This is a genomic window from Pseudohalioglobus lutimaris, assembly GCF_002866825.1.
In the GTDB taxonomy this organism is placed as follows: Bacteria; Pseudomonadota; Gammaproteobacteria; order Pseudomonadales; family Halieaceae; genus Halioglobus; species Halioglobus lutimaris.
Genome location: NZ_PKUS01000057.1, coordinates 1 through 364 on the forward strand (window position 1 = coordinate 1; position 364 = coordinate 364).

Here is a 364-nt window from a genome sequence, read left to right on the forward strand (position 1 = left end):
CTCAAAGAAGCCCCGCGATGACTGGCGAGGCTTTTTAGTAATGATGGTGCCCGGAGACAGAATAACGGGGCCGCCGAGGCCGGCCGGCGTCCCGGTGCCGACACCTGTGGCGGCTTACATAAAAAAGCCCCGCGATGACTGGCGAGGCTTTTTAGTAATGATGGTGCCCGGAGACAAAATCGAACCGGCCGGCGTCCCGGTGCCGACACCTGTGGCGGCTTACATAAAAAAGCCCCGCGATGACTGGCGAGGCTTTTTAGTAATGATGGTGCCCGGAGACAAAATCGAACCGGCCGGCGTCCCGGTGCCGACACCTGTGGCGGCTTACATAAAAAAGCCCCGCGATGACTGGCGAGGCTTTTTA

The 364-nt window shown here is 59.1% G+C and carries 1 protein-coding gene; it reads left to right on the forward strand.

Going from position 1 to position 364, the window contains the following annotated elements:
* The coding region (locus C0039_RS21280) for a hypothetical protein (protein ID WP_207796508.1) at positions 1 to 364 on the forward strand (364 nt) is incomplete at both ends.